Source organism: Xylanibacter brevis ATCC 19188, assembly GCF_000621725.1.
Taxonomy (GTDB): Bacteria; Bacteroidota; Bacteroidia; order Bacteroidales; family Bacteroidaceae; genus Prevotella; species Prevotella brevis.
The window spans coordinates 195599-221912 of sequence record NZ_JHXM01000001.1; the positions used below are offsets into that span (position 1 = coordinate 195599).

The following is a 26314-nucleotide window of genomic DNA, read 5'->3' on the forward strand; positions in this document are numbered from 1 at the left end:
ACAAAATTATATTATTCATCAAGTTCGTTTTCTTCATCAGCCCAGATATCATTGTGGCGACGGGACAATCCCACCGAAGGATCCGAGGGAGTAGGATCTGGGATAAGTCCTGGCTTGCCATCAACCTTACCAGAAACAGCCATTAGCTGTTGCATCTGTATTTCCACCACTGTTACTGTTGGGGATACATATATCATTTTCTTCATAGTCATACACCTTATTTATTATCTAACAACCTGTTTCTTTCCGTTTACAATATAGAGTCCTTTCTTCAACTGAGAAACCTTGCGACCCTGCATATCATAGACAGCATCCTGAACCTTCATCAGTCCGTCCTCAATAGAAGCAATGCCTGTCGTCTCTTCGTCGATGACGAAGTTCGTTAGGCGAGCACCACTACCCGTGTTGTGGAAATAAGCGCGAAAGGCCTTCAGTTTACCAGTACCATCACTTGGTGTCAGTTTATTGCCCGCAGCCACGAACAGATCGTTAGCCACAACAGCTGTTGGCTGATAGATACCAGTAAATTCATAGCCACCCTCTGTCGTTGCAGCAGGAGCAGTAGCATCAAGATCAACAGTCAGCTCCTCTTCAGTCATAGCCACAGTAGGCTTTACAAGATAAGCTTTGCCTGCCTCGATAGTAGTAACTGTGGTAAAATTAAGTGTCTCGCCAATAGCACCAGTCAGTTCAGCCACCTTAGCATCGGCGCCAAAGAGCGATGCAATCTGTGTAGCATTCAGTGCAAATGGCAAGCAGATGGTGTTCCATGTGTCAGCAACAGTGGTACGCTTCAATGTCAGGTCAACACCATTCTCACTTGAGAAACGGTTAGGCACATTCTCGCTCAGCACTTTCTTGGCAGGGTCATAGAGCACAGGGTGAGCCCAGCCCTCATATTCCATGCGCCAAACATTACCGTCCACAGCATCATACAAACCAGCAAACACAACGCCCATCGTCGTTTCGTTTACCTCCATAATTTTGTGATCGCCAGTAAATGCGGAACCCCATGAACCATTATTCGTGCCCCAGTCTCCAGTTCCGAAGTCATAGCAGTTGGTTAATTCCTGGCTCCAACCCCTACTAAATTGCTGTCCATTTTCAAAACCATAACTAACATTATTGTTATCTTTTTCATCTTGTGAAACAATACTATAACAATTCGTTAGCTTAGCCTTTGGCATCCATCCAGAGAAGCTACCACCACCATTCGAGCTATGGATAACGCCAACATTATAACAGTTTTTGAGGTTTGGAATTACATCATCATCGTATTTACAACCGATGAAACCTGCAGCATTAGCACCTGTTGAACTAACAGCACTTTCATTACCACAGTTACGAATATAAAGGTTACCCGCTGTTCCACGAACAGCACCTATAAACGCTGCGACTGCACTTTCTCCTTTAAACTCACAAGATTTCGCCATTGTGAGATTCTGCAGATTTGCTCCAACTGTAGCTGTATTTACGAAACCCACACCATTGCGATTATAGTCCATTTTTAAATTAGATATGATGTGACGCTGTCCATCAATCTCACCTGAAAAACGATTTGCTTCTGATTCGTTTGAGCCAAAGCCGCCAAACTTCTCTCCTGTCATGTCGATATTCGTCATTATCCTAACTTTCATTGCTGCATTGGTAGAATTCTGAGAGATTGCTGCTGTCCAACGAAGCTGACGAGCTGTTGAAACCTGATAATAGCCATCAGAAAGAGTCATGTAAGAGGGATCCAGTTCTTCACAAACAACACTACTACCATTCAAATTATCACAGAAGCCCTCGTTGAAATGGTGATCGTCACGATTAGAACCCTCCACATTTGAATACGAATCACTTCCCTTTGAAGTTCCATCACAATAGAGGTCACCATTCTTATAAACGATGTTGGCACCCCAAGGAATAGGATATGCATCGGCATCTGTACCAAGTTTCTGGAACCAAACTACGTCAGTGCTCTTATTTCCATTCATCATATAAGCTAATTTACCGCTTGTCAAGTCTGAAGCAGAGAAAGGTGTTCCTTGATCACCTGCCATTCCTTCTAGCTGATAGTTATTGCTTTTTACAATATCCGTCTTACGAATCAGATAGTTATTACCATCAAGTCCAGTAACAGATCCTTTGCTATAGCAATTTCTTAATTGAGAAGAACCGTTACCCATCCATCCACAAATTGCAGCACTTTCTTTCGAACCAGTGATGTCTCCTAAGTTATAGCAATTCAGGATACTAACAATATTTCCGGAACAACCAACGATACCTGCTGCATTAGCGCCTGTTGAGATAACAGTTCCTTCGTTACCACAATTCTGAACAACAACATTGTTCTCCCAAATACGACCAAGAACACCGCCCGTATAGTCTTTTCCATTTATTTCGCCTTTATTAAGACAACCACTAATTGTTATTGCCTTATTGAGAGCGCCCACAATACCACCGACTTCATTTACTATGCCTATGATATGACCTTCATTAACGCAGTTTGTAACCTCAGACTCCTGACTATCATTCCATGCTCTAGCTAAAATACCTGCTGCTGAACTTTCATTACTTTTGATTTCTCCTTTATTGATACAATTCTGAATAAAAACTTTCTTCTCTGCAGTAGCTACAATGCCAGAAGCCTGACTTTCAGACGATTCCACAGAAGCTTCATTCACGCAGTTTCGAATAATAGCTCCGTGCCCCCATACGTGACCAAGAATTCCTGCCACATGTTGTTTTCCTTTGATTGAACATGAAGCATCCATTATAACATTTTCGATAATTGCTGTTCCAACAACCTGACCGAAAAGTGCCTGATTATTGATAGTGGGATTATTTACTACCAGATTTTGAATGCGGTAGTTTTGACCATTAAAATGACCTGCGAAGTCTTTGCCATCTTGTCCTATGGGAGTCCAAGACTCACCATCCATATCTATATTCTTAGTCAGAACCGCATTTGAGCTACCATAACCACTATTTACAATCTCCGCAAATCGTACGAGTGCATCTCCGCAACCTATCTGATAGATTCCACCTACAGATTTCAAATCGCGGCAAACAGAACAGATGCCATCAACATAGTTATGAGAATCTATCGTATTTCCCTCGACATTTGAGAATGTCAGTGTACTGCCCTCCTTTGGAGTGATACCATCACACTTCAGTTCACCATTAGCATAAACAACAGCACCATCCTTACAAATAGGCATAGGGGCATTATCTGTTCCGATGGTCTGGTACCAATTAACTGATGCACTTTGAAGACCATTCAGCAAATAGCAAAGTTCACCGCTAGCCAGCTGCTCGGCTGTAGCCAGAGTAGCATTTTTACTATTGTTCATGCCCTGCAGATTGACATAATAGCAATTGGTAATAGTTGCTGAGTTACGAACAATAATATCGTTATCCGAGCCTGTGGCCAGATTAAGAGTACCAGCCATCAAACAGTTCTGAATCTTTACTGACGCGCCACCATTGTCTGGCCATCCGATAATACCACCACTACCAGAGCGGTTGGGGGCATCGATAGTACCGAAGAATGCACAGTTGCGAATTGTGATGTCACTTTTATCAGAGATACGCGCCACAATACCGCCATGGGTAGCATCGCCACTATTCGTGTCGGTAATAGTTACTGTTGAAACACAGTTCTCCACCACAGCAGTCTGCCAAATACCAGAAACAACACCACCTGCTAACTGACCGCTAGTGGTAATGGTTCCTGCCACTTTCAGATTCTTAATAGTAGCACCATTGATACGGCGGAAGAGTCCGCACTCACCATCTTGTCCAGTCTTATCCATCGTGAAATTGATGGTAATAGTGTGTCCCTGTCCATCAAATGTTCCCTTATAAGCATTACTGGGAATGCCCACCATAACAAGTTCGTTAAGCGTAAAATCCTGAGTTAGCACAGCATTGAGTTCATGCTGACGTCCATCTTTGTTCACGATTTCCGCAAACTCTGCCCAATCTTGTGCCGAACCAATCTGGTAGACATCACCCACGGGCTCTATAGCCCATGTGTTTCCTGCCATCCAAGAACCAAGGATGGTAAGGGCTAATAGTTTCAAAGACTTCTTCATGTCAAATAGATTTTATGTTTTTAATTATTGGTAAGTTATATTGGTTAGTTGTTTTTAAGGTGGGGATATCTGAGGTGATGCACTCACCTCAGATATTTTTTCCCATCCTTGATATAAAGGCCGCGAGTCGGCTTGCCTATGCGCTGACCGTTCATATTATAAATACGGTCTGTCGCTGCATTGGTACGGGGACTCGAGATTTCTTTGATTGCAGAGACGATGCCTGTATTGTAGAGCACAGGATGTCCCTTCTCCTCACTGCTGAGGAACCAAATGCCTGGAGCTGCCTGATACAGTGCATTGAACACCACATCGTTGGTAAAGTCTTCAACAGCACTCTTTGGCATAGAAGCCCAGTTTGTGACAGGGTCGAAACAGTTCGTAACGTTGATATTGTTGCCACGAGCAAACGATTCTGAACCGACACCAGCCACAGTACCCATATTATAACAGTTGGTAAGCTCGGCCTCATCGCCCAGCCATCCACTCAGACCGCCAGCCTCGATGTCGGCACTGATGGTGCCCGCGTTATAGCAGTTAGTCATCACCACCTTCAGCGTGCTACTGCTGTTGCTACCCAGGATACCACCAGCATAGAAGCTCTGTGAACTAACGGTGGCCTCGTTGCCCAGCTGCTCTAAGGTCAGCTTGCCAGCAGCCACAACAGGAGTCGAACCGATAAATGCGCCCACCTCATGACGACCAGCAAAGCTACAGCTGTTGTCAATCGTGAAGTTACGAATCTGTGCACCTTCGCCTGCCACGCCAAAGAAGCCCACGGGCTCGTCGCCCTCAGTCTGTGTCATGGTCAGGTTGCTGATAATGTGCCCCTGTCCATCGAATGTAGCAGCAAAGGGTTTGGCATATGTACCGATACCTGCAAAGGCGATGTCTTTGAAGTCCACATCGGCCGTCAGGCGTGCATTCTTCACCTCGTCATTCTTAGCATAGGCAGCATACCATACCACGTCGGCTGCACTGCCCAACTCGTAGATATCGTCCACGGGCTGCTTATAGTCCATATCGGCAATGCCGCAAACGGTGCAGACACCCATCTCCCACTGGTGGGGCTGATAGACGATCTGCGCATCCTTGTCATTAGTAAAACTGGTTTCGCCCACCGGCTGACCATCACAGGTGAAGGTGCCCGAAGGATAGACCAGTCCATTCTCTACACCGCAAGGCACGGGCAGTGCGTCGGTGCCGATGCGCTGCAACCAGGTGCCAGCTGCCGTATTATCGTTGAGCAGGTAGGCCAGCTGACCCGTGGCGGTGATGTCGGCAGAGATTTTCTCTCCCTGTTCGCCAAACTGACCATTATTGAGGACATAGACTGCCGTCAGGTTAGAGCAGTTGCGCACCACAGCCATGGAGTTGCCACTGGTTGTCAGCGCCGTGGCAGCCACCAGACAGTGGCTGAAGCTGACCTCCTGGCCACCATTGGCATAGCCCAGCAGACCGCCATTGCCCGTGGCATTAGGCGTCTGGATAGAACCAAAGAAGCCACAGTTGACCATCTGTCCCTGATCGTGCATGTAGGCACCGATACCACCTACGGTAGCATCGTCGCCACTGTTGCGCTGGAAGTTGACGAAGCTGGCACAGCATTCAATCTTCGATGTGCCACGCGAACCGGCAAAGATACCTCCCGAGCAGGAGTTGTTTTCATTCTGGATAGAACCATCGGTGATGAGGTGATGGATATAGGCATTCCTCAGATAGCGGAAAAGTGCCACATTCTTCTGGTTGACCTGGTATTTCACCGTGACACGATAGCCCTGACCGTCGAACTCGCCCTGATAGGCATTCTCATTGTCGCCATCGCCAATCATGTCTTGATAGTTGCTGAAGTCGATGTTAGAAGTGAGACGTGCGTTGATGGCACGGTTCTCACTGCTGTTGACCAAGGCAGCAAACCAGTGCAGATCCTGGGCCGAAGCCAAAGAGTAGAAGCCCTGACCATCAGCCTGCAGATAGTCGGGCTGAAGGGTGTGACACGCAGAGCAGAAGCCTGTGCCGTCCCACTGGTGGTCGTCGCGCACGGTGCCCTCAGAAGAGTTGCTGAAGGTCACCTCACCCTTAGGTGTGCCGTCGCACTTCAGGAGACCGTTGGCATAGACAGTGCCTGCGCCCTGAGGCGAAGGAACATCATCGGTACCGATAGTCTGGAACCAGGCAGGATTATCGCTGGTGTTGCCATTGAGCAGGAAGCAGAGCTGACCGCTCTTAGCCTGTTCCACGGTAGCAGCGATGCCGCCTTTCTCGTTCTTCATACCTTCATAAGTGCCCACGAAATAGCAGTTCTCTGCCACACCATTGTTGCGGAACAACACCTCGTTGTTATCGTTCTTAGCCACATTGAGCGTAGCGGCAACCAGACAGTTGCGCACCACGTTACCACCATTGATCCATCCCACCAGACCACCGCAGCCATTACGGTTGGGGGCGTTGATGGTGCCCAGGAAGGCACAGTTCTCAATGATGTTGGTGCCGTTCACATCCTCATAGCTACCACAGATGCCGGCATGGGTGGCGTCGCCACTACCTGAGTCGTTGATGGTGACATAGCTCACGCAGTTCTGAATCAGCGAACCGCTCTGCCACAGACCACCGATAAGACCGGAGGCCAGTTTTGCAGAGGTGGTGATAGTGCCTTCTACAATCACATTCTTGACGGTGGCACCGTTGATACGACGGAAAGGAGCCACACGGTCTTCGTTCAGATTATAGTTGACGATGAGCTTGTGTCCCTGACCATCGAAAGTACCACGGTAAGGCTTTCCGCCACCGTTGATACCCACCATGTTGTTGCCTTCAATGGTAATATCGGCTGTCAAAACTGCATTCAGGCGCTGATTGCTGCCCGTGTTGTGCAACGTACAGAATTCGTTCCAGTCCTGAGGCGTGCCAATCTGATAAACACCGTCAACAGGTTCGATAGCCATAACAGCAGTGCTTGTTAGCCATGCCGAAGCAATGGCTAACAAGATGCTTGATTTATAATTATTCCATATTTTAGTCATATTGTAGAGGTTAGGTGTTGTGTAAGGTTGTTTGTATTGGTTGAGTATCTTTTCACTTCTTGATCTTCATGGATGCCTGGTTGCCCGTCTGCCATGCAGAGTACTGCACCTTGCCGCCCTTCACGTAGGCGATGCGCAGTGTGCGCTGGGGCTTCTCCATCTGTCCCTCTACCTTATTTAATACAATAGAGAGCTGCTTCTTGTTGAGCGAAGCTTCGATCGTAGAGAGGCTGTAGTTACCCTCGCGGTATGAGAAGCCATCACCTTCATCCTCGTAAAGCTGACCTTTGGCTTTGCCATCGGCATCCAGACAAACGTAGAGGGTGAGCGAGTCGGTGGTCATCTCGGTGGTGCTCTGTGCCAGGTTGGCCATAGGAATCACCGAACCAGGACGCTGACGCAGTTCCGACTGATAGATGTCGGTGTTCTGTTCCAGCGTGAAGGGCTGCCAAGAGCCACCATTGGGCTGTGCCACATTCTCGGCCCAGCGAGGTGTGATCATCAGGTCGCCACCCAGGAGGAAGGCCTTGTCTTCGCTGCGCAGCGAGAGGTCCTTGGCATCGGCCATGAACAGGGGGCGCATCACAGGCATACCATCTACGCTGGCTTCACGGAAGGCGGTGTAGATGTAAGGCATCAACTTGTAGCGACGCTCAATGGCGGTACGACAAGCGTTGAGCACCTCGGGAGTGAAAGCCCAAGGCTCCTGGTCCACACTGTTGTCGATGGTGTGGTTGCGCACAAAGGGGAAGTAAACACCCATGGCGGTCCAGTCGGCTACGAGCTCAGCGGTAGAGTTCTCGCAGAAACCACCAATGTCAGGACCGTTGAAGGGCTGACCAGACAATCCCAGTGTCAACGTCATAGGAACGCTGAGCTTCATCTGATCTACAGAAGAGAGGTTGTCGCCCGTCCAGGTGGCAGCATAGCGATGACCACCCAGGAAGTTAGAGCGAGAGAGGATGAAGGGGCGCTTGTTGGGGTTAGCATAGAGCAGACCCTGACGACTGGCACGCACCATGTTCAGTCCGAACACATTGTGGAAACGAGCATGAGGACCAGGCAGTACGCCGTCGCCACCCATGTGCTTGTTGTCCACGGGCATGGTACCATCAGGACCGCCGAAGACAGAAGGCTCGTTCATATCGTTCCACACGCCATCGATGCCTGTAGCCATATAGTCCTTATAGAGTGTAGCCCACCAGGTGCGCACCTCAGGACGTGTGAAGTCGGGGAAGTGGCAGGGGCCAGGCCAGCAGTTGCCCACGAAAGGCTTGCCGTCCTTATCCTTCACCCAGTAGTCGGCAGCTGTTCCCTGGTCGTCCACGAAATAGCCGTTCTCTACCTTCACGCCTGGGTCGATCATATACACAGCCTTCAGGTTCTTGCTGTGCAGATAGTCGTTCAAACCCTTAGGGTCAGAGAACTCTTTGGGGTGGAAGGTGAAAATCTTGTAGTTGTCCATGTAGTGGATATCCATCCAGATAACATCCGAAGGGATGCGGTTAGAACGCAACAAATCAGCTATCTCCTTCACACGGGTGTCAGGATGGTAGCTGAAACGACACTGCTGATAGCCGAGCGACCACAGGGGTGGCAGCTCCATCTTGCCGGTCAGGTCAACCAAGGCCTGCATCAGTGCCTGAGGGTTCTCGCGTTCGATAACAACCACACGGAAAGCAGGACCCTCACTCTCGAAGATCACCTGCTTATCCTGTGTGGTGATGCGTTGTTTCCAGGTATTGTCTGCTATCAGTCCGAAGGCTGTACCATCCTTACGAACGCCCATCACCCAGGGATGACTCTGGTAGAGGTGCGTGCCGTTGTCTACGCCATAGGCGGGTGTGTCGATATTCCATAGTCCCACCGTATAGCCGTTACGGCGCAGACTGCCCGTTACCTCGCCAGTGCCATAGAAATCGACACTGTCTTCAACGTTGATGGTTGCCACGTTTCTGCCTCCATAGGTAGTGAAGACAGGGCGCACTTTCCAGTCGGCAGCAAGCGTGTTGATAGCTGCTGGCTCGTGCTCGAAAATAGGTGAAGGCAGGTGCTGTTTTGCATCATATCCGTTAGGATAGAACACCGCCACTTTGTCATTGGTCATAAAAGCAGTCTGAGCCATCGCTACGGAAGCGATGGCCAGACTACTAAGAAACATACTGACTCTTAAAGTCATCTTCATTACTACTTACTATTTACTATATAATTACTATTTCATGATCTTCTTCACGCTGCCGTCAGCCATACGTACGATGTTGATGCCGCGCTGCAGCTGCATCTGACGAGCACCAGAGAGAGAGTAAACCACCTGGATGCCGCTCTTCTTAGAGACTACAGAAGTCTCGATACCAGAAGCCGATGCGTCGTTGCTGTAACCACCATCTACGGTCTCGTAAACCACAGCGTGTGTATTGTCGAAGACAGGATAAGCATCGGTGCCCAGAGTCTGGAAGAAGATGGGAGCCTCAGCATCCTTGTTCAGCAGGAAGCAGAGCTTACCGCTCTCCACATCGTCCAGAGTAACCTGGTTAACCTGAGTACCCTCAACCTCGTAGCAGTTTACGAGCTTCACATTGCTGCCATTGAAACGAGCGAATGAGCGCTCGCCATCAATCGCTTCTGGATTAACAAAACCAGAGTTCCAGCAGTTCACAACCTCTGCAACATCACCCAGCCATCCAGAGATGGCGCCACACTCACGCTGACCAGTGATAGTACCAGTGTTGTAGCAGTTGATGATGCGTACATAAGCCTCGCTGAGGTCGTTCACACCCAGAATACCAGCACCGTTAGCACCGTCGGGGCCCACATTGACAGTAGCCTCGTTACCACAGTTCTCGATGGTCAGTGTACCGTTGCCACAAGCTGTACCTACGATACCGGCAGAGTAACCTGTTGACCAGATTTCGCAGCTCTCATCTACAATAATATTCTTAATGGTAGCACCGCTGGCCAGGCCAAACAGACCTACGTTGCCAGTCTGCACGTCGATATACATGTGAGAGATCTTATGACCATGACCGTCGAAGATACCAGAGAAGGGGCGCTTCACGTCGCGGGTGATGGGGTTCTGCTGCTCGTCCACCTCACCAGTGAGCTCGGTGGTGCGAGTACCAATACCGGTGAAGTCCTCGATCTCAGACATGTCGATGTCCTCAACAACGTCAACAATCACCTTACCATCAATCTCACCACTGTTGATAGCGTTGGCCAGAGCCTCCAGCTGTGTAGCATTGCGAATGATGCGGGCACCACAAACGGTGCAGATGTCATTTTCATAGTTGTGCTCATCGCGTGTCACACCAGTCTCGTTGTTAGTGTAGGTCACATCGGGTTTCAGTGTGCCATCGCAAGACTCAGAACCAGCCACATAAACCATCTTATGGTCAGCGAAAGGTACGGGATAATTATCGGTGCCCAGATCCTGACGCCATGCGTCGATACCATCGGCAGCATTCAGCAGATAGCAGAGCTCACCAGTAGCCAGAAGGTCTTCGCTGATGATCTCAACAGAGTTGTCAGAAACAGAAACGATATTGTCTGTGTAGTAGCAGTTCATCTTAGTCTTCACGTGGCGGGCAATCACGGTAGAACCATTGGCCAGCAACAGTTCAGAAGGCGCTACATAACAGTTCTTGATGATGGTCTCTACCTCACCATGAGCATAACCGATGATGGCAGCACTTCCCTCACAACCCTCAGCTACCATTGAACCGATGAAGGCACAGTTGCTGAAAGTAGGAGTCTCGTGAGCTACGGCGCAGATACCGCCATGGGTAGCATCGCCCACGTACGAACCGTTAATGTCAACATCAACCACGATGTTCTCGAACGTAGAGTTACCACGTGTAACGAACATCAGACCACCAGCAAAACGATTGCTTGTTTCGATAGATCCCTTAACCATCAGGTTCTTGATGGTTGAGCTTTCAACGACCTTGAACAGGCCAACGCCGTCGTAACTTGCAGCATAGTCAATGATAATAGTATGACCAGCACCATCAAAGACGCCATTGAATGCGCGGACGGGATCCTCCTCTTCGGCAGAGAAAGCGTCACCACCAATCATCACGTCGTCCTGTGTATATCCCGTAAAGTCGATGTCGGCAGTCAGACGAGCCTTCACCTTCTTATTACCGTTGTTTACAAGAGCAGCAAACCAGTTCAGATCCTTGGCAGTCTCCAACAGATAGAAACCATCTTCTGTGAGCTCCTTATAGTTCTTGTCGGCAGCACCGCAGTTAACGCAGACACCATCGTCGAAGGAGTGAGGGTCACGGTTTGACTCGTTGGTGTTAGAGAATGATACGTCAGTCTCGTCCTTTGGTGTACCATCGCAGTACAGGTCACCAACAGCATAAACAATTCCGTGAGAAGCGAATGGATAAGGATGGATGTCCTTATCAAGGTTCTGGAACCACAGAGCATCTTCGCACTTATTGCCGTTCAGCTGATAGCAGACAGCGCCACATTCCATATCAAATTCATCTTCGCTGATCTTTGTACCCTGGGCACCAGCTATATCAAAGTTGTTCACGCCCTTACCGCGATTGTTGCGCCACAAAGAATATTGACCATCCTGACCAATTACGTAACCAGCCTGGTAACAGTTCTCGATTCTGCTGCCGTTATCGCCAACCCATCCGCAGAAAGCAGCAGCCTCTCTATCTGCAACAATGCCTGCAGTGTTGAAACAGTTCAGAATCACGATACCACACTGTGAACCCATGCTCACACCGCAAATACCAGCTGCATTCTGCTCAATAGCAGTAATGGTGGCCTCGTTACCGCAACGTTCGAAGGTGGCTGTGCCACCACCATTGGTACCACCAGCGATACCTCCAACGAAGGCCTTACCCTTAATCCTACAAGACTTGGCAATGACCACATCGTGGATATAAGCGCCACCACCAATCACACCAAACAATCCTACGTACTCTTGATCTTCCGATTCGAGAATCAGGTTTTTGATGCTGTGCTCCTGGCCGTCGAAAGTACCAGTGAACTTACTGCTCGTAGAACCGATAGGAGTGAATTCCACATCGGTCATGTCGATATCGGCTGTCAAAGCACCCGAGATAGAACCATTGCCACTGGCAACCATGTTTGAGAATGCCACCAGATCCTGGGCTGTACCGATCTGATAAACGCCCTCTACTTGCTCAAGAGCAAAAGCTACTGAGCTTGCAACCCAACAAAGGAGTGCAAAGAGTAAACTTCTTTTCATAATCATTGTTTTTAGTTATTCGAAATATAATTATTATTACTTAATATATTGTTTGCGGTTGAAATCAGGACTACTTAATCAACTCTGCCTTGACAGTTTCGTTGAACAGGTCAATCTTGATGCGATAGCGTCCGGGCTTAGAAATCTTCCATTTCGTATCGTCACCACCTGTGCGGAACTGACCGTCAGTCAGAATGTCGGCATCGGCCTTATAGGGATGAATGCCCTTGGGCGACCAGCGGTCCTGTCCCTGGAACTTAAAGCTCTCGGGCTCCTCAATACCAGGATGGCTCTTCAGCTCGCCTTCCCATGTCCATACGTAGGGGTTGTTCACATCCTGCTTCATCAGCAGCATCTTTCCTTCGCACTTCCATCCTGCATCGGTAGCACCGCCGGCAATGAACAGCTCGCCCCAGGGATAGAACACCTCACCCTGCAGCTTCATGTCCTTTGTGTTGACGGTGAAACGATAGTGATCCTCAGCGAAGGCCACCTGCCAGCCTGCTTTGCTGGCATCGGTGGTCTCCTGATATGACAAGCCACGATTCACGATATTTGCATCGGCGAGCAGGGGCAACAGGTAAGTGGTGTTCTTACCTGCCTTCTTGGTGGTCATGACGCGAACCTCGCCCTCAGACAGTTTGCCGGCATACTTAAAGCTGCCGTCGCCGCCCTTCACCAGTTTCTGCACGCCGCCGGGCACTGCACTACCTGTGATCCATAAGTCCTGATACTTCTGGGCTGTAGCGGTGCTCAGACCCATCATCAAGCATCCTATTGTATATATCAAAAACTTCTTCATATTAGTATTCCTCCTTTATTTTTCCAGGTTTACATTGATCTTCTTGTCGCAAGCGGTAGCGGGCACAAACACGGTTACCACACGACGATTCTCATCATAGTTCCAGGTGCCATTATCCTGCTTCTTGCCATTCACGGTAACTGCTGTAGGACAGTCGGTGCTCAGGAACTCAACGGTATATGCGCGCTTAGCGGGCATGCCGGGGAATGAACCCTTGCGGGGGTGGATGGTCAGGCTGTTGTCCTTATGAGTCATCTTCACCCAGCTGAAGGCACCTTCCTTATAGCCCTCGGTGTCGCCCTCGTCCTCGTAGAGAGAGCTCTCGCCATCGGCGCCGGGCACCACCTTCACAATCAGACGGTCAGGACGGGTGTTGAGGTTCATCATTGGAGGATTATTCACGATCACAGCACCAGCGCGGTAGAAATAAGGAATCTCGGGCTGTGTGTAGCTGTCGACGAAGATGCGGTTACCGTCAACCACCTTATTGCGGCACACGTCAAACCACTTGCCTTCGGGCAACCAGGTGCGGCGCTCGGCCTTACCATTCTTTCCAGCAGGTGTCACTACTGGAGCAACCAGGATATCGTCGCCAAACATATACTCATCTTCGAAGAGATAAGCATTGTTTGCCTCGGGAGAATCATAGTAGAGCGGACGGCACATGCTGACGCCAGTGTCGTAGGCCTGACGGGCTGCGGTGTAGATGTAGGGCATCAGGGCATAGCGCAGCTTCACGGTCTCGAGCAGCAAGGGGAAGTTCTCATACTTCCAGATGCGGCGCTCAATGCCTTCCCAGTTGGTAGCATGTGTACGGAACACGGGGGTAAACACGCCATACTGCATCCAGCGCAGATAGATTTCGGGGTCGTTGCCACCAGTCTGCTGGTGTCCACCCAGGTCGTGTCCCCAGTAGCCGAAGCCTACGTTCGAAGCAGTAGCTGTGAAGTAGGGCTGCCAAGCCAGTGTGCCATAGGTTGTGAACGAGTCGCCCGAGAAGCCAATAGGATAGCGATGGCTGCCCAGTCCACCCCAGCGGTGGAAAATCAAAGGACGATGGTTAGGACGGTTCAGGCGCATGTCGTTATAGAACACGTGGTTGCACCAGAAGGTCTCGCTCAGTCCGTCCACGTACTTACTGGTGAGGTTCTGCTGCCAGTCCAGCCACCAGAAGTCAACGCCCTGGTTCTCGCGTGCGCGGATGATACTATTGAACATGTGATGGTAGAACTTAGGATCGCTCAGGTTCCATGGCACCACCTTCGTAGCGGCATCCATGCCCATCGAGTCGCGCAACTGTGCAAACATATCCTCGTCGTCGTCAACACCGTCGGCGGGGTGCAGGTTCAGCGACACCTTCAGGCCGTTGTCGTGCATAAACTTGATCAGTCCTTCAGGATCGGGAATAGCGGTGCGGTCCCAAGTCCAACCTGTCCAGCCCTGAGTGTGCCAGTCCATATCGAAGATCATCACGTCCATGGGAATCTGATTCTTCTTCACGTCGTTCACGATTTCCATGAACTCCTCGCTGGTGTAGCGCTGATACTTACTGTACCAGTAGCCCAGCACGTAGAGTGGAGGCATGGGCTGACGACCGGCAATCTTGATATAGTCGCCCAGCGCCTTCTTGTACTGATGGCCGTAGCCCAGGAAGTACCAGTCGATGGCTTCCTTATCGACGGGCTGTGCCACCCACTCGATGCCGTCCTGACTCTTGTCGAAGGCAAAGGTGGTAGAGCCATCGCCACGCTTGGTGCGGGGCGACTCGTCGATGATGCTCCAGCCAGCACGTGAGAGCAGGCCGTTCTCCATCTCCTGACGCTTGTTGTCACCTATCTGTCCGTCCAGCGTACGTGTGGTGCCTTTCAGGTTTAGCTTGTCGTCCTTGCCGGGATACCACGTCACCTGACGTCCATTCAGATTAAACTGGATGGTGAGCACCTGGTCGTTGGGGCGGTTGTCTATCCTGCCACCCATCTTGTAGCGCAATGTCAGCGCATCGGTGGTAATATACAAATAGCCGTCGCGTACCTCTTTTTTATAATGAGGCACGGGCAGACGACGATTGACCACGGCAAAGGTAGCGCGGTCTTCAAACTGCTGTTTTCTACTGTACTGAATACGAATCATTTCGGGAGTAAGCACGGTGAAACGTGCTTCGCCGGCATTAACAATTGCGTCGGCGTTTGCCAGAGGGTTCATGCTGTCGGCAGCCGTTGCGGGTAGCAGACCAACCAAGAGCAGAATTGCGGTGAAAATCTTTCTCATAATCTAGTGAAACACTTTGGTTCTTAGTTTGTGCAAAGTTCGGCATTTTCCCGCGTATATGTATATAAAATAAGAATTGTATAACTGGTTTTTGATTAATACAAAATATAAGCACCTGGAAACCAGATGCTTATATTTTTGACTATTGCCGTTTTGTATAACGGATATATAACGAAAAATGAGGTATATTTGTCTAAAAAGCAGGTCAAATTTGCATGATGAGCTCCTCAAATTGCTCACTCTTGTAGCGCGAACGGTTCCTGATTCGTGTCTTATAGGTGTTCACGGTGTGCACAGAGAAGTTCAGGAATTTGGCTATACTTTCACTGTCAGTGACACCCAGACGCACCAATGCATAGATGCGCATCTCGGTGGTCAGCGAGTTTTCCTTCTCGGGCACCTTACGGTCTTCCTCGTTGAACAGCTCGTTATAGCGAACTACAAAATCGGGGAACAACGACAGGAACGTGTGGTCGAAGGCCTCAAACATGTTGTCGCGCTCGCTGTTCAGCGTCGATAGCTTCACCATGAGGCGCAGGTCTTCATACTGCTTGGCCACCAGCTTGCGGTCTATGCTCAGGAACAGCTTCTCCAGTTTGCTGATAAACTCGGCAGTGGTGTAGAACGTGCGACCGATATAGGCATTCTTAATCTTATCGTCCTCCTGCAGATGGCTGTTGGCCACTTGCAACTGCTCCAGGTTCTCGGCAATGGTCTGGCGAGCCTCCTTCAGCTTCGCATTGCTCTTGCGAATAAACACATAGGCAGCAGCCATGATAAACAGCAGCACAAAGAACAACACCGATGCTGCTATCAGCCAGTTGCGCTGACTGCTCAGCGCATCATAGCGGTCTTGCTCGATGATGGGCAGGATGTCGTTGATCTCCACCTTGCGCAGACGCGTGTTGAAGAAGTTCACCTCCTCCAGTGCCTGATGCACATAGATGCTGGCACGCTCGTAGTCACCTTTTTTATATATAAAGCGAGCCAGATGATAAAGTGCCGTGATCTCGCGCGTGGCCGACTCATTGTCTGCTATGGCCGAACGGGCAAACAACTGGATGGCCTTATCCTCGTCGTTCAGGTTGAAATAGGCCCAAGCCAGTTCAGCAGAAGTGGTAGCCTCCATGCGCAAGTCGCCTTCACACATGCTCAGCACCCTCAGCAACGACTTCTCGGCCTTGGCATACTGGCCCGTGCGCATCTGCAGCATACCGGTGTAGGCCCACCACTCTATAGTCCCCACGGGGTGAAGCGCAATGATAGAGTCGTTGTAGGCATTACAACGGGTGATGTATTTCGTGTAGTAAGGCTCCTCGTGGATATAGTCGGCCATATTGCGCCAAAGGTTGCAGTTCAGGTCGTAGTATGACTCCAACTGGTTGGCAGGAATGGCGGCCCTGTCGATGGTCTTCATCATGTCCTCTGCCTCGGTCAGGATGCCGGCGGTGATCAGCGTGAAGATGACGGCCTGCTTGGCCTCCAGCATCTTTTCTGCATTATTCAGGCGCTTGGCTTCCTCGTAGCACAATTCAGCATAATGATGGGCAGAATCATAACTGAACACCTTATATTCCAAATAAATAGAATATAATTGTTCGTAATACCTACCTTCGCGCTTCGATGCAGGTAATGCACTTTTCATATCCTTCACCCGCGAAAGCTTATTCTGATGTATCTGCTCATAGCGCTCCAAACTGGCATCCAGTTTGTCGAGCCACTCCTCTGTTTCTTTGGAATATTCAGCACTTACGGTTTGTGGAAGAGCGAATAACAGTAAAATCAAACAATAGAAGTAATTATTCATCATTTCTAGTTAGGTGTCAAGCGAAATAATCTCGATTCGAAAGCAAAGGTAGGTAAAAAAGACTGATAACACAATTTTATTTAATAAAATTAACAAAAAACTTTCACGTTGTAATTCTTTGAGTTTACGGTTAGCAAAGCAGCCCTTTTGAAGTACAAAAGTGGCACTTTTGAAGCGTGATACTTAAAGTATTAATTTTAGTCTAAAGTCTAGAATGGTCATTTCTAGACTCTGGAAATAGTGTTTCTAAACTCTAGACGTGAGGTTTCTAGAGTCTAGAAATAACCTTTCTAGACTCTAGATTCGACCCAAAAGCGTAAGTATTGCACCTCAAAACCATAAGTATTGCAAATCAAAAGCGTAAGTATTGCAGCGTGAAAGCAACTATATGCCGATGCAATACTTATTGAAAAAGAACAGTATCCTGCTCCAACGGAGAGGATACTGTTCATCCTTTTCCCTTCCTTTGGGAGCGTCGGGATGGCGTAAATACGGGCATTGCAAACACCAATGCCAACAAAGAGAAGAGCAGTCCGCCGATAGAGCCCATCGCAAAGGAATACCAGAAATGGTTTTCGTCCTGGTCGAAGACAAAAGGCACAAGTCCCAACACCGTTGACAGAATGGTGAGCAGGATGGGAATGATTTTATGATTATAGGCTCGCAGGTAGTTCTTGCCATTGTTGTTATACTCGTTCATCAGATAGATGCCGGCATTCACCGTCAGTCCCGAGAGCAGCACCAGGGCCGCAAAGCCGCCAAGTCCGAACTCCACGCCTCCGAAATGATAGACCAGGAAGGCGCCGACCATCGAGATAGGAATCAGCAGGATGATGACCAAGGCCTTGTAAAGACTCTCAAAAACAATACTGCAGATAAAGAAGATGATGATGGCCACCAGTCCCAGCAACAGGTATTGCTGGTTTTCTTCCTCGTCGAACCTATATTCATTCTGAAGACAGCGGAACCCCACAGGCATCATGGCGTCAAACTCTTCCATGTATCGGCGAACAATATTATAGGTGTAGTTATACGACCCCAGCACGTTGAAAGCCAGCGTGATGACATATTCCTGGTTCTCGCGCTTGATGCTTTTCTTAGCCTCTCGTTGCGAGATGTTCATAAAGTCCGACAGACGCACCTCGCGGTCTTGAAGCTTCAGGAACGAGTTCTCCATCTGCCATTGGTCAAAGCTGTTATACTGGTGGGGGCGCAACACGATGTCTGTATTTCCCTTCCTTCCTACATAGTATTCAGAGAGTATGCTGGCCATGCGCCCATACATCTCGTTGACGTTCATGCCATAGGCCGTCAGCTTCTCGCGGTCGTATTCCATATACAGCTCCTGTTCCTGCTCTCCCTCGCCCACATTTCTAATCACCAGGTCCACCACGCGCGGGTTCTCCTTCATCTTCTTCTGCATGATTTCAGCATAGCGGTACAACTGATCATAGTCGTAGCCCGCTATCACGATCTGCTGCGAGCGATACTGCAGGTTGAGCGAGTTGCTGAAGCCGCGCTCACTCACGCCATGTGTAGCCCAGTCGGCCCCACCGATAGACACCAGCTTACCGATGGTCTTGTTTTCCAACTTATAAGGAAAACTGGTATTCTGCGCCTCGTCAGTAAACTCCACCATCATCTGGGCGCCGCCGTCACTGACATACGATTCAAAGTGCTTGATTTCCTTAAAGGTCGAGAGGAAAGCCTCAACATCGAGCACCTTCTCGTTCAGCTGTGCCGCCGTGCCGCCTACCGGCATCTTGCCAGATATATAGAGCTTCACCTCGCGTTTCTCTCTCTCGTAATGGCTTTTGTTCACCGTGTCCAGAAACAGGCACAGCGTCCATCCGAAAAGTCCGAAGAATGCCAGCATGATAGGCCATCGCAGAATACGATGCTGCGCCACCCTCATATACCCCCTGTAGAAGCGATTCCACAACAAGATTATGCGGAGGTTACGGGGTCTGCCTGCTTTTCTGCACGAGTAGTTCATCCGCGTCACCAAGGCCGGCACAAACAAGGCCGACACCAACAGCGCCACGGCCAGATTCACAATGATCATCCATGAGAAATCGTAGAGCGAATCTCTCATCGAGTCGGGCAACCAAAAGACAATGATCAGGGAGCCTATCGTGGTGAGCATCGCTGCCATAATCCCCGTGAAAGCACGATGGTCACGATGATAGCTGTAATGATCGACCATCACGATCGTGGAGTCAATGATCAGTCCGAGCGAGATGGTGACACCCGCCATGGAGAAGGGTTCCAGACGCATGTCGAACAGATCATAGCATATCACGGCAAGCAACAGGTTGGCCAACAGCGACACTGCCACAATAAACAGATACTTCCAGTCGCGCTTACACAAGAACACGAACAGCAGCAGTATGACCAGCGAGATGGCACTACGCCTGATGAGCACCTGAAACTCCGAGAATCGTTCTTTCGCACGGTCTGTGTCGCAGGTGAAATAGAGAGACCGTCCGTTTATCTCGCCCGAGTCGTCGATGATGGTCTTCACCTGGTCGGCCACCTTGTTGATGTTCACGTTCTCCTCAGCATACACCGTCAGATAGACCGTGTTCATGCCGTTCACACGATAGAAAAAGTGCGGCACCTTTTCCTTAAACGAACAGGTAGCCAGGTTGTTCAGGTAGATAATCTTTTCGCCCACGGTCACCACCGGTATCGACTCAAAGTCTATCTTGTCGCCATCCACCTTCAGAAAGAGCGTGATGCGCGACAGGTGCCCTTCGCTGTCATGCCTGTAAGCATCGCCCACCACATTCTCTCTGCCCAGATACGACCTGATAGCGTCGGCCAGGTCGCCCGCCGTTATACCATAGTTAGACAGCAGGTCGGCATCGTAAGCCACCTCCATCTCCAGGTCCGAGCCGCCACTCACGTCCACGGTCCTCACACCGTCCACACGCATCAGGTAGGGCTTCACCTGTCGCTCCACCAGCTCCCGTATCTCCCTGTCGGACATGTCGGCATTGATATGATACGTCAGGATGGGTTGATCGTAGTCGCCCGACGACCGTGTGACCACCTCGCCGCCCGCCAGTTGCGGATAGCTCACCCCTGGTGGCAGCTTGTCGCGGAGCTGTCTCAGCAGCGATGCCACCTCGAATTTCACGCTCGACACCGACGCCTCCGGCTTCAGCCTGATCTCCACCCGTCCATGACCGAAATTCGATTCTGACGATACACTTGCCACGCCATTGACCATCCCCACGACGCCCTCTACCCTGGAGGTCACCTCCTGCTCCAGCACCTTGGCCGACGCGCCGTTCCATCCGAATGTCACCGTCAGCGTGCGCCCCTGTCTAGGACGCGGCTGGTCGCTGACATCCAGTCGGGTGATGAGTGCTGCGCCCACAATCATGAGCACACACATGGTGAGCAGGATGGAGAATGCGTGTTTCATTTCTTCTTCCGGTCTTTAAGATGATAGATTACGTAGTATTCCAGTGGTACGATGAACAGACTGACCAGTGTTCCCACCACCATTCCAACGGTCAGCGTCAGCGACAACGGGAACTGCAGTGCCGACCCCATGTCGCCGCGGTGCAAAAACGGCACCAGCGCCAGGATGGTGGTGAGCGACGTCATCACAATAGGCTTCAGACGGCGGTGTCCGGCCTCAACAACGGCATGGAGCAGTGTGTGTCCCGAGCGATAGAGGCGGTTCATCGTGTCCACCTTCAGGATAGAGTCGTTGATCACGATACCACTCATCACCACCAGTCCCGTCATCGACATGATGTTCAGCGACTCGCCGCAGACAAACAGCACCAGCATCACCACGCTCACGTCCACCACCACCTCCGAGATGATGATAAACGGCTGCAGCAGACTCTCAAACTGGGCAGCCATGATGAAATAGAGCAGCAGTAGCGACACCAGCAGCACCACGGCCAGTTCGCCAATCATCTGGCGCGACTCGAAGTAGTTGCCCTTATAGCCTACGGCCACCTTGCTGTTCTTATCCCGACAGATGTTGTCGCAGTGTTTCATCATCCGTCCCACCGTCTTATCGTCGGCATGCTCTATGCTCACGGGGTAGTATTCGCCGTCAATGCTGGCATGCAGTCGTTTATAGTTCTCTACCCTTCTCTCCTTGACAAGGAAGGAGATGGGTATCTCCACATTCTCGCTGTTGGCGATGGTCGATTGCATCACCACGTCAGCCAGTCTGCTGTCTTGTCCCACCACGATGGGCACCATCTGCGTGCCGATAGATATCTCATGCACCTTGTTGCCACCCAACAGTTGGTGCAGTCGGCTGTACAGCTGCTGATAGCTGACGTGATAGAAAGCCAGCTGTTCCAGGTCTGCCACGTATTGCAGGTTCTCTTCCACGGCAACCGGCTGTATGCCAACGTCAGGAAACGTCCGGTGCAGGTCCACGGTCATCTCGCGTGCCAGCGCCACCGAAGGTCTTCCGCCGTCCACGTTCTGCAATCTTATCTCCAGGTCGGGTTTGTCTGTCTGGAATATTGCGTCATACACGTTGCCCGCCACCTTATACTCCACCTTCGCCTTCGGATAGTGTTTTGCCAGGTATTGGCTCATGGCCGTCTGTGCCGAGTCGAGCGCCTCCTTGCTCTCCGTCTTGAAATAAACGATGGCCTCGCTGCCCGTGATATCCTCTGTATGCGACAGCACAAACTCCTGCGTGCCCATCATGGCCGTTGTTGCGGTCATGCTCTGCCTGGCCACCTGCAGCACCTCGTCCGTGCGTCGGGCATTCTCGTGTCCCGATATGCCCGCGTTCCAGTCTATCACCATCAGCGCATCGCTATGCTCGATATACGGCATACGCTCTTTCTTTACAAAAGGAAAGAGCACCACTATCAGCACCACGGCGATGCCGAAGAACGACAGGCACAGCTTGCCGTGCCGCATGGTCCACTGGTTCATCGGCATATACCACCTCATGAGCAGTCGTTCGCCCGGTGTCACCCGCTTCTTGCCGCGGAGTCCTTTTCTCAGGTAGAGGTTGTGAAAATACACAGGAATCACCATGGCCGCCACCAGCAGCGAGGCGGCCAGAGCCATCGTCACGCCCATGGCCTGGTCGTAGAAGAGAGCACCTGTGGTGCCATTCAGGAATATCAGTGGTATAAACACCGAGCAGGTGGTCAGCACCGAGCTCAGCATCGGCACGAACACCTCGCCCGTACCTCTGACGGCATCTTCCCGCTGCATGATATTGTCAATCACGATGATGGCGTTGTCCACCATCATGCCCACGCCGAGAATCAGTCCCGACAGCGAGATAATGTTGATCGTGATGCCAAACAGATAGAAACAAAGCAGCGTCAGCACCAACGACAACGGAATAGAGATGATGATAAGCAGCGGTGTGCGCCATCCGCCATTGAACACGAAGAGTATCAGGCAGGCCAGCAGCGCACCCAGCGCAAAGTTCCACTCCAGGTTGCTGATAGAGTATGAGAGCAGCTCTGTCTGGTCGCGGTTCACCACCAGCTCGATGTCAGGATAGTCTGTCCTCAGTTGTTTTATCAGCTCTTCCATATGTTCCTTCAGCACCTCCATCTGCGCATCGTTCTGTTTGATGACGGCCATTGTCACCGCATCCTTGCCGTTGCTCTTCACGATGCCGTTTCTCACCGCCGCATGCTCCTTCACCTCGCAGATGTCCTTCAGCCTGGCCATGCGGTCGCCATGTCTCACGTAGAGGTTCTCAATGTCCTCTTTGCTCAGTATCTGGGCATCGAAATGCACGCTATAGCGATAGATGCCGTTGACCACGCTCAGTGCTCCCAGCGTGATGTTGTTGTCGCGGATGGTGCGTTCAATATCTTCCACGCCCATACCCATAGCGCTGAGTTTGTCCATGTCGGGCACGCACTGAATCTCCACGCCCACCGTACCGCTGAAGTCCACCATCGCCACCTCTGGAATCTGTTCGAAGCGTTTCAGTATCACGTTTCTCACCAGTTTCGACAGTTGCGCCAGCTTCTGCTCCGACGTTGCACTGTCGTCGCCTTTGTCGTTGGCAGTCGTGATGTCCACATAGAAGGCTGGTATGTCCAGCACGCTGGCCTTGATAATCTTCGGTCTGCTCACCTGTCGGTCGAATCCGTTCATGGCACGGTCCACCTTCTCGTTCACATCGATGAACAGCAGGTCCATGTCGGCACCGGGTTCAAACGACAGTGTGATGGTGCCTATGTCCATGCGCGACACGCTCTCGATGTCCTTCAGGCCTGCCACCTGTGCCAGCTGCTGGCGCATGGGTCCCACCAACTGCTGCTCTATCTCCGTCACCGAGGCGCCCGGGTTCGACATCTGTACCGTGATGCGTGGAATGTCTATCTGCGGCATCATCGATACGGGGATGTGTCGCAGCGCCACGATGCCCACCACCATAACTGCCACCACAATCATGCTTACGGCGATAGGCCGGTGTATCAGTTTTCTCAGCATATCAAGTGTACCTCTTTATTTATTTTCACGACTGATGGTCACTTCTGTATCGTCAGCCAGGTTCAGGTTGCCCGAGACAATGACGCACGAGCCCTCGTGCAGGGTGGTCTCCTTCTTCTCGCAGCCCGTGATGGCAAACTGTCCCAGATTGCTGTACAGCACATCCACATAGGTCCATACGGCCCGTTGTGTCTGTTTGTCGTAGAGGAAAATCACGTGATAGCCATCGCGCTCCACCACAGCCTCTTTTGGCACCACCAGCATGTTGGGCACAGCGTTTTCCACGATGACGCGCACGTTCATGCCGTCCATCATCCCGTCGCCGCTGTTCTTCACCCTTGCCGTCACGGCCACCAGTCCTTTCTCGTCGACCATCGGGTTGATGCCCGTCACCGTGCCCAGATACCTCTTGTCCTTATCTGCAAAGGGCGACACCACCACCTGCTGTCCCGTCTTCACGAAGTTCAGTTCTGCCTCCAGAATCTTGAATTCCACCTCGAAGAAGGCGTCGTCTATGAGCACACAGAACTTCCCTCCCGGCTGGTTCTCGCGCGCCTCCAGGTTGGCCACACGTCCGGCAAACGGAGCCCGGAGCTCACAGTCCTTCAGTTGTTTCTGCGAAGCCTGCAACTGATACTTCGCGGCATAATAGCCCGAGATCACCTCGGCGCGCTTCAGCACCTCGGCAGGCACCTTTTCAAGATTTCCGTCGTAGCCCAGCCCTATCAGCTTGTCTTGCAGTTCCACGCGCGACCGCTCCATATCGTGCTTCGACTTTTCCAGCTCTGCCTGGTATGTCCGTGTGTCGGCCACACAGAGCAGTGTGCCCTTGCTCACCACCTGTCCGTTCTTCACGCACACCCGCTGCACCAGCGAGCCCGGCTGCGGACATGGCAGCTCGGCCTTCTGTGCTGCCACCAGTTTGCCGTTGCAGAGCAGTTGCTTTTGAAACACCTGTCGCTGCAGTGTGATGGTGTCAACCTCGGCCACCATCTGCTCCATGGCAGCCATGTCTTCGTTGTTTTCCTTTTCCTTTTCACCTTTGCAGGCAGCCAGCGACAGCAGTGCAAGGACAGCCACTGCGGCTTTTATTCCATTGTTCTTCATGTTATTTCTTCGATATTTTTTCGTAATCAACAGTTATCTCACAACCATTTCTCCAGTCATAGAGCGTCGTCTTCTGTAGGGCATAGTATTTCGACCAGAACTTGAACAGCTGACTGATGTATTGCGATTTGGCCGACTCCAGTTCCTGTTGTGCTGTGTTCAGGTCGGTCACCGAGATGGTGCCCGTCTCAAAGCGCTTTTTTGTTATCTCGTAGCGCTCTCCGGCAATCTCCTCGGCACGTGCTGCGTTTCGGCACTGCAAGGGCAGCGTGTTGAAGTCTGCCACGTCGCGCCTCAGGTCCTGCACATAGTCCAGATGGGCCTGCTCGTTTTTGGTCTTGATGACGTCCAGTTCGGCCTGGGCCATCTTCACCCTTCCCTTGCTCATGCCCCAGTCAAAGATAGGCATCGACAGGGTGACGCCCACCACCTCATTATCTTGCAGATGCGAGTAGGCACCGCGGAAGTCGGGGGCCGACTGTCTGAAGCCCACGTCGCCCGTCAGCGTCATCTGCAGCCCACGTGCCGACTTTGCCCTTGCCAACGACATCTCTGCGTTGAGTTCCTGCAACTTCATCTCGCCATTGTGCGACGAGTTCTGCAAAGCCTTCTGCACCACATCGTCGGGCACCAGCAGCAGTTCTGGCACATGGCGTGGCGAAAGCAGCACCGCATCCTCGTAGCTGCTAAGTCGCAGATACGAGAAGAGCCTGTACATAGCATTGTCTAGGTTCAGCTTGTTCGACGTCTGTGCCACGCGTGCATTCACCAACGACAGCTCCATTTGCAACATCTCACTGCGTGTGGTAGTGCCCAGTTCCAGTCTGCGCCGAGCCATTTCCAACAGTTGTTCGCGGTCTTTCACCGTGGTCTCGCTCTGCCTATACTCCGATTGCGCCGACAGCACGTTGAAAAACAGTGCCGTTGTCGTCATGGCGACATCCTGCATGGCAGCAGTATAGGTCTTCTGTGCTATCTCAAACTGCAGCGGAGCCGTCTTCTTTTCCCATTTCGATGCGTTGTAGGCAAACAGTGGCTGCGAGTAAGACACCTCCAGCGGTTGTGTGTTGATGGTGTTCAGGTTGTAGTCGAACTGTCGCAGGTGGTACAGATAGGACTTCAGCGAGATCACGCCCCCCGTCTCCACAATCTTCTGGTCGAGCGACAGCGTGACGCTGTTCGTCATCGAGTTCTCATCGACATAGGCCTGCTGTCCCGTTTCGTAGTTGCGCACGCCCACCAGCGAATGGTCGAATCCCAACAGGTTGGCAGACAGGTTGACCGATGGTTTCAGGTCGGCCTTGAAAGACCTGTAGGTCCAATAGCTGGACATAAACGAGAGTTTGGCCACCTGAGCATCAAACGAGTTCTCCTGCGCAATACGGATCACGTCATTGAGTGTCAGCTGCTGAGCATGAACCACAGCCGACAGCATGAATGCCGCCGCAGTGATGGCTAATCTGATCTTCTCTTTCATGGAGGTTTCTAATGATTGGTTGTTGATTGACAGGACGACAGCTGCATCCTTTCTCT

The 26314-nt window shown here is 51.1% G+C and carries 12 protein-coding genes; all 12 read right to left on the minus strand.

The window, feature by feature from the left end; translation table 11 throughout:
- Nucleotides 1–11: 11 nt before the first annotated feature.
- Entirely contained in the window at nt 12–206 is a 195-nt protein-coding gene (locus T433_RS16360) for a hypothetical protein (protein WP_155808216.1), read from the minus strand.
- An 18-nt stretch (nt 207–224) separates the two neighbouring features.
- Complete coding sequence (locus T433_RS0100635) at nt 225–4082, minus strand: hypothetical protein (protein ID WP_155808218.1); 3858 nt, start codon at nt 4080–4082, stop codon at nt 225–227.
- 83 nt (nt 4083–4165) lie between these two features.
- Nucleotides 4166–7105: a hypothetical protein gene (locus T433_RS0100640; RefSeq protein WP_155808221.1), complete on the minus strand. Its 2940-nt coding sequence runs from the start codon at nt 7103–7105 to the stop codon at nt 4166–4168.
- A 52-nt stretch (nt 7106–7157) separates the two neighbouring features.
- Nucleotides 7158–9290, minus strand: a complete 2133-nt coding sequence (locus tag T433_RS0100645; protein WP_248616452.1) for a TIM-barrel domain-containing protein — start codon at nt 9288–9290, stop codon at nt 7158–7160.
- 27 nt (nt 9291–9317) lie between these two features.
- Nucleotides 9318–12335 carry a hypothetical protein gene (locus T433_RS0100650; RefSeq protein WP_155808224.1) on the minus strand — a complete coding sequence of 1006 codons (3018 nt, stop codon included), beginning with the start codon at nt 12333–12335 and terminating at the stop codon, nt 9318–9320.
- A gap of 70 nt (nt 12336–12405) precedes the next feature.
- The gene (locus tag T433_RS0100655) at nt 12406–13137 is read right to left on the minus strand and encodes a SusF/SusE family outer membrane protein (RefSeq protein WP_081778283.1); all 732 of its coding nucleotides are present in this window, start codon (nt 13135–13137) and stop codon (nt 12406–12408) included.
- Nucleotides 13138–13152: 15 nt separating this feature from the next.
- Nucleotides 13153–15405 (minus strand): glycoside hydrolase family 31 protein, encoded by a 2253-nt coding sequence (locus T433_RS0100660; RefSeq protein ID WP_027454453.1) that lies wholly within the window; start codon nt 15403–15405, stop codon nt 13153–13155.
- Between the two features lie 205 nt (nt 15406–15610).
- The gene (locus tag T433_RS0100665) at nt 15611–17191 is read right to left on the minus strand and encodes a DUF6377 domain-containing protein (protein ID WP_155808228.1); all 1581 of its coding nucleotides are present in this window, start codon (nt 17189–17191) and stop codon (nt 15611–15613) included.
- A gap of 469 nt (nt 17192–17660) precedes the next feature.
- Entirely contained in the window at nt 17661–20645 is a 2985-nt protein-coding gene (locus tag T433_RS0100670) for an efflux RND transporter permease subunit (RefSeq protein ID WP_027454455.1), read from the minus strand.
- The gene (locus T433_RS0100675; RefSeq protein WP_027454456.1) at nt 20642–23674 is read right to left on the minus strand and encodes an efflux RND transporter permease subunit; all 3033 of its coding nucleotides are present in this window, start codon (nt 23672–23674) and stop codon (nt 20642–20644) included. The genes T433_RS0100670 and T433_RS0100675 overlap by 4 nt, the downstream gene beginning before the upstream one ends.
- 15 nt (nt 23675–23689) lie before the next feature.
- Complete coding sequence (locus tag T433_RS0100680; protein WP_027450772.1) at nt 23690–24781, minus strand: efflux RND transporter periplasmic adaptor subunit; 1092 nt, start codon at nt 24779–24781, stop codon at nt 23690–23692.
- A gap of 1 nt (nt 24782) precedes the next feature.
- Nucleotides 24783–26258, minus strand: coding sequence for a TolC family protein (locus tag T433_RS0100685; RefSeq protein WP_027454457.1), 1476 nt, complete (start codon nt 26256–26258; stop codon nt 24783–24785).
- Between the last annotated feature and the right edge of the window lie 56 nt (nt 26259–26314).

What these genes read in the sequence shown, in the direction of transcription:
- T433_RS0100655 (WP_081778283.1), bottom strand. Translation starts at nt 13,137, where the DNA reads ATGAAGAAGTTTTTGATATATACAATAGGATGCTTGATGATGGGTCTG.
- T433_RS0100675 (WP_027454456.1), bottom strand. Translation starts at nt 23,674, where the DNA reads ATGCTGAGAAAACTGATACACCGGCCTATCGCCGTAAGCATGATTGTG.
- T433_RS0100635 (WP_155808218.1), bottom strand. Translation starts at nt 4,082, where the DNA reads ATGAAGAAGTCTTTGAAACTATTAGCCCTTACCATCCTTGGTTCTTGG.
- T433_RS0100660 (WP_027454453.1), bottom strand. Translation starts at nt 15,405, where the DNA reads ATGAGAAAGATTTTCACCGCAATTCTGCTCTTGGTTGGTCTGCTACCC.
- T433_RS0100680 (WP_027450772.1), bottom strand. Translation starts at nt 24,781, where the DNA reads ATGAAGAACAATGGAATAAAAGCCGCAGTGGCTGTCCTTGCACTGCTG.
- T433_RS0100640 (WP_155808221.1), bottom strand. Translation starts at nt 7,105, where the DNA reads ATGACTAAAATATGGAATAATTATAAATCAAGCATCTTGTTAGCCATT.
- T433_RS16360 (WP_155808216.1), bottom strand. Translation starts at nt 206, where the DNA reads ATGAAGAAAATGATATATGTATCCCCAACAGTAACAGTGGTGGAAATA.
- T433_RS0100685 (WP_027454457.1), bottom strand. Translation starts at nt 26,258, where the DNA reads ATGAAAGAGAAGATCAGATTAGCCATCACTGCGGCGGCATTCATGCTG.
- T433_RS0100650 (WP_155808224.1), bottom strand. Translation starts at nt 12,335, where the DNA reads ATGAAAAGAAGTTTACTCTTTGCACTCCTTTGTTGGGTTGCAAGCTCA.
- T433_RS0100645 (WP_248616452.1), bottom strand. Translation starts at nt 9,290, where the DNA reads ATGAAGATGACTTTAAGAGTCAGTATGTTTCTTAGTAGTCTGGCCATC.
- T433_RS0100670 (WP_027454455.1), bottom strand. Translation starts at nt 20,645, where the DNA reads ATGAAACACGCATTCTCCATCCTGCTCACCATGTGTGTGCTCATGATT.